General features: G+C 67.6%; 11 protein-coding genes. 5 read left to right on the top strand and 6 right to left on the bottom strand.

The window, feature by feature from the left end:
- Window positions 1–129: 129 nt before the first annotated feature.
- Window positions 130–357: an ATP-binding protein gene (locus StrepF001_RS43355; protein ID WP_129803573.1), complete on the bottom strand. Its 228-nt coding sequence runs from the start codon at window positions 355–357 to the stop codon at window positions 130–132.
- 189 nt (window positions 358–546) lie between these two features.
- Here StrepF001_RS43355 and StrepF001_RS46795 point away from each other — a divergent pair, with 189 nt between their 5' ends.
- The 4 genes from StrepF001_RS46795 to StrepF001_RS43340 all read left to right on the top strand — a co-directional run bounded on the left by StrepF001_RS46795 (window position 547) and on the right by StrepF001_RS43340 (window position 2,272).
- A complete protein-coding gene (locus StrepF001_RS46795; RefSeq protein ID WP_206307152.1) occupies window positions 547–765 on the top strand; it encodes a hypothetical protein in 219 nt (72 codons plus the stop codon).
- Window positions 762–1,148, top strand: a complete 387-nt coding sequence (locus StrepF001_RS46790) for a hypothetical protein (RefSeq protein WP_206307151.1) — start codon at window positions 762–764, stop codon at window positions 1,146–1,148. The genes StrepF001_RS46795 and StrepF001_RS46790 overlap by 4 nt, the downstream gene beginning before the upstream one ends.
- 241 nt (window positions 1,149–1,389) lie before the next feature.
- Entirely contained in the window at window positions 1,390–1,653 is a 264-nt protein-coding gene (locus StrepF001_RS43345; RefSeq protein ID WP_129803572.1) for a hypothetical protein, read from the top strand.
- A 415-nt stretch (window positions 1,654–2,068) separates the two neighbouring features.
- Window positions 2,069–2,272 (top strand): cold-shock protein, encoded by a 204-nt coding sequence (locus tag StrepF001_RS43340; RefSeq protein ID WP_129803571.1) that lies wholly within the window; start codon window positions 2,069–2,071, stop codon window positions 2,270–2,272.
- A gap of 631 nt (window positions 2,273–2,903) precedes the next feature.
- Here the strand turns inward: StrepF001_RS43340 and StrepF001_RS43325 are convergent.
- Entirely contained in the window at window positions 2,904–3,359 is a 456-nt protein-coding gene (locus StrepF001_RS43325; protein WP_240797980.1) for a DDE-type integrase/transposase/recombinase, read from the bottom strand.
- Window positions 3,360–3,554: 195 nt separating this feature from the next.
- Here StrepF001_RS43325 and StrepF001_RS43315 point away from each other — a divergent pair, with 195 nt between their 5' ends.
- Complete coding sequence (locus StrepF001_RS43315; RefSeq protein ID WP_206307150.1) at window positions 3,555–3,821, top strand: hypothetical protein; 267 nt, start codon at window positions 3,555–3,557, stop codon at window positions 3,819–3,821.
- Between the two features lie 1,174 nt (window positions 3,822–4,995).
- Here the strand turns inward: StrepF001_RS43315 and StrepF001_RS43310 are convergent.
- The 4 genes from StrepF001_RS43310 to StrepF001_RS43290 all read right to left on the bottom strand — a co-directional run bounded on the left by StrepF001_RS43310 (window position 4,996) and on the right by StrepF001_RS43290 (window position 8,030).
- Window positions 4,996–5,718: an alpha/beta hydrolase gene (locus StrepF001_RS43310; RefSeq protein ID WP_129803570.1), complete on the bottom strand. Its 723-nt coding sequence runs from the start codon at window positions 5,716–5,718 to the stop codon at window positions 4,996–4,998.
- A 98-nt stretch (window positions 5,719–5,816) separates the two neighbouring features.
- Complete coding sequence (locus tag StrepF001_RS43305; RefSeq protein ID WP_129803569.1) at window positions 5,817–6,188, bottom strand: PIN domain-containing protein; 372 nt, start codon at window positions 6,186–6,188, stop codon at window positions 5,817–5,819.
- The gene (locus StrepF001_RS43300; protein ID WP_129803568.1) at window positions 6,185–6,463 is read right to left on the bottom strand and encodes a hypothetical protein; all 279 of its coding nucleotides are present in this window, start codon (window positions 6,461–6,463) and stop codon (window positions 6,185–6,187) included. Before StrepF001_RS43300 ends, StrepF001_RS43305 begins: the two co-directional genes overlap by 4 nt.
- Before the next feature lie 1,366 nt (window positions 6,464–7,829).
- Window positions 7,830–8,030, bottom strand: coding sequence for a transposase (locus StrepF001_RS43290; RefSeq protein ID WP_240797981.1), 201 nt, complete (start codon window positions 8,028–8,030; stop codon window positions 7,830–7,832).
- Between the last annotated feature and the right edge of the window lie 12 nt (window positions 8,031–8,042).

The following is an 8,042-nucleotide window of genomic DNA, read 5'->3' as shown; positions in this document are numbered from 1 at the left end:
CGGCCGTGGGCTCGAGTCCCACCCGCCCCACCACAGGTCAGTGGTGAAGAAGCGTTCTGACTTGCAGAAAAGCAGCAGTGGGACCTTCACGTGTCCCCGGAGGGCCCCCGTAACGGCTCCGAACCAAGATCAAGGCGCCCACTCAGGGGGCCGTGAGTCTCGGCCGTCGTCGGTCACCACGAGCCGCGTGGCGTCGTCGGCCAGGCGGAGCACCACCGTCACCCGCGTGGCCCGCGCATGCCGGCGCGCGTTGGTCACGCCCTCCTGCGCGGCCCGGTACAAGGAGGTCAGTTCGAGCGTGCCGTAGCCGTCCTGGTCGCCGCTCACCTCGACGGTGACTTGCGGCCGTGCCTCCACCGCTGTGCGCCAGGTCGGCGAGCGCGGCCGACAGCGGGGGGCGCGGCGCCTCGCCCCGTAGTGCACGGACCGACTGCCGTGCGTCGCCCAGCGCGAGTCTCACCGACCGCCTCGCTTCGTTCAGCCACTGCCCGGCCGCTCCCTACGGTGACGGCCCTGACCCACTGTCCGAGCAACCGGAGTGGCCTCATGTCCTCACCCACCACCTCATCGACGTTCCGCGTCGACGCCCTGTGCGGGGCGCTGTCCGGCCTCTTGATCACCCTGCCCGCGCTGGTCGAGGCATTCACCGGCGAGACGTCCGCGACCAGCGTCGCGTTCGCGCTCTCGCCCTGCCGCTGCTCACCGGGCTGCAATTGCGGCAGCGCCCGGCCACCGGCCGCTTCGGGGACGTCGCCCGCACCGTGAACCTCATTGGCCTCGGCCTGTTCGGCGGTGCCGCGTTCGCCTCGAACCTGGTGCTGTTCTACTTCGACGACGACGACGTCGTCGACGAGGCACTGACCGGCCCTACCGTCCCCGCGCTCATCGGCTCCGCGGCCGTTTTCGCCGTGGGCTGCGTCCTGTTCGGGGCGGCGATGATCCGTGCCCGGGTGTTCCCGAGGATTCCGTCGTGGGGCTACGCCGTCGTCCTGCCCCTGTTCGCGTTCCTGACCGCACTCCCCGACTCCCTGCTCACCAGCGCGCTGCACGTCCTGGTCGGCGTCATCCTGCTGTGGCTCTCCGCCGCGCTGTGGCGGACGGCCCGGAGCGTCGAGCACACTGCGATCCCGAACCGGGTACCCGTCTGAGGCAGGTCGACGTCCCCAAGCCGGCCCGCATCGAGGCGCGCACAGGCGGGGCGGAACGTCAGCCGTGGGAACGGATCGGCACCTACGCTCTCAGGGACGTCAAGGCGTTCGGCGATGTCCGTGCGTAGCCGGTGCAGGACCGGGGCGAGCCCGCGCACGGCCGCTGCCTCGCTGCCCTCCACGTCGATCTTGATCAGGCGGGCGGCGGTGAGCTCCTCCTTGGTGAGCTGGGGTCGTAGCGATGGAACGGTTCCCGGTGCACGGTGTCGCATTCGCGGTGCGGGCCGCCGCGCGCAGTCGCGGTGTGCGGGTCGACGAAGGCTCAAGACGCCGTGTCCAGTTCGTCAGTGTTCTGTCGCACTGTGCGTGCGCGGAGCCCAGCCAGATCATGGCCCGGCTGCAGAGCGAGCCCGTCAGCGCGGCCCATCAGGTGCTGGAATACGAGCGGCGTCACCGCCGGCGCGAGATGGTCATTTCCGCCGCTGAGGAACGCATCCCTCGGTGATCGCGGGAGCGGAGTTCTCGGGTGGGCCGAGATGGTGAGGGCAGCCTGCTGCGCCGTGCTTCAGGCGCGCGCCAGACGTACATTGATGAGCCGCCCCGGGGCCTGAACCCTCACAGGTCTCGGGACGGCTCTCGCAAGCGCGGTCGGGCGGCTTCTGTCGGTGAGTGATTCGGCGAACCACTTGAGAGTCAACAGAGTCAGGCTGGCCCTCATTGCTGGCACCCAGTGCCGGCGTCAGCGGTAGCGGCTGCCAGCCGCCCCGTGTAGCGTCGTAATCCAGCAGTCGTGGTTCCGAAGTTCCCGTTCGCCCGTGATCGCGATCACGGGCGTTCTTGCTTTTCAGCGCCTCTCCGGACCAAGGCGATCACCTCCCGGGTCCGCAAGGCGCGGGCCGGTTCCCGCGAAGGAGACAGTCATGGCCAGGGGCACTGTGAAGTGGTTCAACAGCGAGAAGGGCTTCGGTTTCATCGAGCAGGAGGGTGGTGGGCCGGATGTGTTCGCCCACTACTCCAACATCGCCGCCCAGGGTTACCGCGAGCTGCAGGAGGGGCAGAAGGTGGAATTCGACGTCACCCAGGGCCAAAAGGGCCCCCAGGCGGAGAACATCCGCCCGATCTGAATCTGCGTCGATGAGGGCCAGCTCCCCGTACAGCGATTACCGCCAGTCTCTGTAGGCGTGGCCGGCCTGCACAGGAGGCCGTGCCCTCTCGTGCAGGAGGCTCTGCTTCCGCCGGAGGGGGCGGCAGCACCGCGGATCGTGGCTGTCTTCCGCGGAGCGACGTTCATGGACTCCAGCGGCATCAACGCGTTCATCGCCGCCACGATGTCGTCCTCGACGAACCGTTCCGCGACAGCGGGCTGGGCACCAGGGCCCTGTCGCATCTGCACTCCAGTATCCCGGTGTCACCTGGCGTACCACGCTCGACGATCGCCTCACTCGCGATCTGCTGCGCCGGATGCGCATCCCCAAGGCGGCTATGGGAGGGAACTGCTCCCACGTTCGGTCTGCCGATCGTTGTCCATGCGGGTAGGGAGGCGACAGCCATACCCTGAACCTCGACGGCTCTGGGCGCGTACTCCTCGAAGCCGCCGACACCAAGCACGGTCCCAACCTCGACGGCATCTTCTTCGTCCGTGAGTCCTGGCGAGCGCACCATCAGCCGTGCACGGCGTAGGACGAGGGCTCGCGTAGGGAACGCCCGGGCGAGCGCCGGCCAGCACGTTCGGGTCGGCACTCGCGTCTGACTACGTCACCGATGACGGTGCCGCCGCTCCCGCAGCTCGGCGTCGTCGATGATGACGCCGTCGAGGAGCCGGTAGAACGCCTCGGCGTCGATGCGGTGGGAGCGTTCGACCTTGCCGTTCAGGCGTGGGGTGCGGGGCTTGATGGAGGTGTGGGCGATGCCCTTGTCGAGCACGTGCCAGTGGAAGGCGGACCGGAACTCGGCTCCGTTGTCGCTCTGGATGACCTCGACCTGGAACGGCAGGCGTGGGAGGACGTAGTCAAGGAACTGGATGGCGGTGGCCTGGTTCAGCGTCGAGTGGATCCGCAGGACGCGCAGGCGGGTGCAGTCGTCGATCGCGGTGAACTGGAAGTACTTGTTGCGGCCGCCGCGGCGGCCTTGGACATCGAGGCGAGCGGCTCGATGAACTTCACGTCGATCTGCGCGCGGTGGCCGGGCAGCTGCTTCTCGTACCGCTTCCATCTGCGGTCGTGGCGCTTGTAGCGCTGGGAGGCCGGCAGGCGAGGCTGCCCGCTTCGACGAACCACGCCCTTGACACATCCTGGCCGCTGATCGCATTGGGCTCGAAGAGCATGACGGTTCCTTCGTCGCTGCGGCAGTACACGCATGCGAACCTGGCGCAGCCCCAGTCCAGCACCGGCACGACCCCTTTGGGCCATGACCCCCAGGTGTCCGATCCTTCCGGAGGCATCCTCTCCAAGTAACCCAGCACCACCGACCGCCGCGCTCGACGCTCGCGCCGAACATCGCATCTACACCCGGCTCAAGGCCCTGGCCGCCGGACGGCCCACGGTCTTCATCACCCACCGCCTGGCCAACACCCGTCTCGCCGACCGGATCGCCTTCCTTGACCAGGGCCGTATCTCCGAAGTGGGCACGTACGAGGTGCTGATCGACCAGGCGGGGGCTTCTTTGAGATGCTGAAGTTGCAGTCGCGACACGTAGGGGTCATGCCAACAGTGGTCACATAGAAGGAAACTCCCAGGGAATCGAGCCTCCATCAGCCCGGAGCGTCTCAACTACCCGGACATATCGGTCCAGTTCTTGGGACGTCGGCCTGTCTCATCGACCGGGATGCGACTCTGCTCGGAGCTGTCGGGGGTTGCTGGCGCCCCGTCGGAACAAAGACGGCCAGATACTCTTCGAAGCGTTCACGGGTGCCGTACTCGCCGCGGTCCATGGCTGCTTGCCACCGCTCCCGAGAGTCTGTGCGGCCTTTGGCGTAAATGTGCACGATGTAGACGCTACTTGGGTCTAGTCGCAGGCCCGAGGCCCAGGCGCCTCCTGTGGCGGTCTCGCTGACCACCATGTGTCCAGTGTGCACTGGACGGTAGGGGTACTGCCCCAGGGACTGCCATGTCTCATCGGGTGCTAGAGCGTGGCCGCTGATACGCAGTGTGACATGTGCCATGTGGTCCTGGACGCGGGTGGTGATCGTGATGAGCCCGTGAGTGACGGTTACGGGCTCGCCTTCTCTGAATTCCGGCAGGCCGAGGCTCGGAGCTTGTTCGGCGACGGAGACGTGGCTGAGGCGACACCCACGGTGCCGCTGGTGCTGATCTCTGGCACGTTCGTACTCCCATGCATCGTGAACCGGTTGAGTGGTGGGCAAGCCCAGACCGGACCTGCCCACCACCAGCATCACAGGCTGATCACGGGGTTGGCCGGTCCGGTCGACCCAGATGCCGTAGGCGTCGCCGCGTACCAGGCCGCCACCGAGGTCCTGTTCACCGAGGTCAGCCGGATCACCGAGCCCAGCGACGGCCCCCGCGGGATGCTGAACGCCGCGATGCGTACCTACTGCCGGCTGCTGGCCGCCAACCCCGGCCCAGCCCGGGCGCTGGTGGTCGAGTGGGTCGCCTGCCCGGTGATCCGCGAGGTACGGGCCGAGTGCCTCACGGCATGGTCCCAGCTGATGGCGGCGCTGGTGGCCGAGCGCCGTCCCGACCGGCCCGTACCGCCGATGGCCGGTACCGCCGCGATCGGGGCGGTTGCGCATCTGCCGGCCACCGCCATCGAGGAGGGCCGGGACCTGTCCTCGATGACGGCATCCTGGCCGACACCGCCTACCGTCTGCTGCCCGCCAGACGGCCCGGCCTCACTTCAGGTGCCGGTCCAAGAACCGGCACCCGTCCTCCAGCTCGAACCACGGGGTGCCGGTGTGCCCTCCCAGATTGGCGTGCAGCGTCTTCTCCTTGCTGCCGAAGGCGTCGAACAGGTCCAGGGCCCGTTGCCGGGGGTTCCCCTCGTCGTCCCACTGCAGCAAGAACAGCAGCGGAATGGTGACCTGCCGGGCCTCCTCGCGCTGAGCACGGGGCACGTACCCCCCGGCGAAGAAGCCTGCGGCCGCGATGCGCGGCTCGACCACCGCCAGCCGAATGCCGAGGGCGGTCCACCCCCCGGAGTACCCGACCGGGCCGCCGATCTCGGGCAGCGAAAGGAGGGCGTCCAGAGTGGTCTGCCATTCCGGGACCGCGTTTTCGACCAGCGGGCCGATGAAGGACTCGAAGATCTCGTCGACCGGCTCACCGGCCTGCATCGCCCGCCGGAGGTCGGCACGGGCCTGCTCGTCGGCGGCGGAACGGGGACGGTCACCGCACCCGGCGGCGTCGATGGTGGCCACCGCGTAGCCGCGCGCCGCGGTGTACCGGGCCCGGGCCACCAGCCGGGGTTCCGCCTTGGGCAGGCCGTTGTTGTGGGCCATCAGGACCAGCGGGGCCGGTGCGGATCCGGGCGTCCACAGGGTGCCGGGGATCTCGCCGAGGATGAATTCGCGCTCGAGGACGCCGTCGTCGAGGCGCTGTTCAGAAGTGAATCGCACGGTCGTGCCTTTCGGGAGTGCTCAGAGTGGCGCTCCCGGACGACCTGCCTATCGCCCGACCGTGACCCCGGAGGGGAGCACCCATGTCGATACTGCGTTCACGGGTACCACCTCCTCGTTCTCTCGCACGGCCTCCGGGAGATTAGCAACGGTCGCCGTGGTCCGCCAACGGGTTTTTGCGGAGGCTCCGTGGCCGGATGCCGCCTCATCACATAGGACACGGTCTTAACGTCCCGGTCCATTGGATCGGGGTAGGCGGTGCCGTCCCCGAAGTCACGGGTGTTGGAGCTGACGAAGTAGACGGTCTCCTCCGGATTGATGCGGGCGTACTCGATGGCCGACATCCAGATGGCCGTGTCTCGGAAGCCCGTCTTCGTCTGCTTGCCACCGTCGTTGACCTTGCACGGGGCCAGGCCGTTGGCCTCGCGGAACGCGGCCTCGCGGAGGGCGCTTTCGCTGGTCTCGATCACGTCGACGATGTTGCGGTACTCCTTGCGCAGTGCTTGCGGACTCGTTCGGGGTCGTAGTCCCCGAGGACGGTCGGCACCTTCCAGGGCGTGTTCTGGTCGAGGGCTTCGATGGCCTGCACAGCGGCCTCGTACTTCTGCCAGTACTTCACAGCCTGCTGCGCCGCGAGCTCCTCCAGGACCATCCACGGTACGGAGATGCCTTCGGTGCCGACGGCGCGAATGGTCTGAAGAAGTTCCGCGCTACCGCTGCCGAGACCACAGCCCGCAGAATGCATGCGTCGAGAATGATCAAGGTTGTGCCTGCCCTCCCGCACTGCCTGATCAAGGGTCCCAGGAGGCAAAGACTGGTGCATCGAATATTCAGAACACCGGGGACTGTAGGCACAGTCGGTTCCCGGCGTACTCATCCTTGACGAAGACCTTGCCCCCTGTGAGCGAGGAGTTGTCGACTTCGTTTGTCACCGAAGGACTCCGTCTCCCCGCGCCTGCTCTGGCAAGGGGGCCGGCTGGGAGTACCTCGGGCAGTCCCAGCCGGCACCGGATCAGCGGTGCTCGATCCAGTAGACCGCCCAGGCGGCCAAGCCAGTCGTGGACGCTTTCACCGCCCATCGCACGAGTTCGTCACTCGCGGTCGTCCGGGATTGCTGGCGGCTGTTTCCGTCGTTGCCGGGCGGGCAGGCCTCACCGCTCGGCCAGTCGGATGGCCGGCCCCAACCTGCCATGCGCCAAGAGATTCGGATCGTCGAACGCGGCGAAGACCGGCACCCGGGTTTTTCACTTACGAGGCGCCCTGATGTGAGCGTCGAGAACTCTCATCATTGCAGGTCACAAGGCACTTCTCGTTCCGGTCCTCATCCCGGCAGACGGTCACACGGTGGACCTCCGGCAATGGCCAGCGCCCCCGGCTTGGCCGTCTCATCCTTCGGGCGACAGCGGGACCCAATTCCCCCGGGCCTTTCCCTCAAGGCGTGTTGTCAGCCCCATACGTCAGCATGACCGGCGGAACGACATGCCGCCCTGGAGGTCGCCATGCCCAGGCCACATCGCTCTCGTGAGCAGACGCTCCCCGCTCACATAGTCGCGATCGTCGACGCTGCTGTTCGCCGACGCGCGGGCAAGGAACCCTGTGCGCCGGACGACCTCGGCATATGGGATCAGCGGTACGCCCGGCGCCCGTTGGATGGTTCGGCCGGCTACCACCTATGGAGCCCCACTCGAGGCCTGGGCTACTACTGTCGCCATGCCCGCGACGACTTTCTGCCGTACCGGCAGGACGAGGAGCTGGGCCCGCCGATGGCGGCCGTGCATGTGCCGCCAGAGCAGAGGTGCGGAGGCTGGGTGGCGCATCGCTATCTGCCCCGGCCCTGGATCGGCCCCTTGCCCGAGCAGTGGCCGGAAGCGCGCATACCTATCTGGTACGCCTGGTGGCGACTGCATGACATCCAGGACGGCACCTGCGCCACGTGCAGCGCCCCTGCCTATGCCTTCGACCACGACCATCACACCGGCCCGATCCGCGGCCTGCTGTGCGTGTCCTGCAACAAGCGGGAGGGCACCTGCCGACGCCTCGCGCAGGACGGGACGCACCCTGGAACGCCGTGCTTTCAGCTTGACTCTGTCGGGGATCTTGGATGGTCGGGCTCAGCTGCCGAGGGTTCGCCAGGACTTTGACCGGGGGATCTCGTTCTGGTCCAGGAAGGCCTGGAAGGCGGTCGGTGGTCTCGGTGTAGAGGGTTCCTCGGTTGCTGACTGACCGCTGAGTCGTTCGATGTTCACCGCGATGGCCGTGAGGACGTGTTGCAGGTGGGCTTTCGGCTGACCTCGGTAGCGGCATCGGCGCATTCCGTGTCCGTG

The sequence above is a fragment of the Streptomyces sp. F001 genome (assembly GCF_004187715.1).
Taxonomy (GTDB): Bacteria; Actinomycetota; Actinomycetes; order Streptomycetales; family Streptomycetaceae; genus Streptomyces; species Streptomyces flavusporus.
This window is presented reverse-complemented; position numbering and strand designations above follow the sequence as displayed.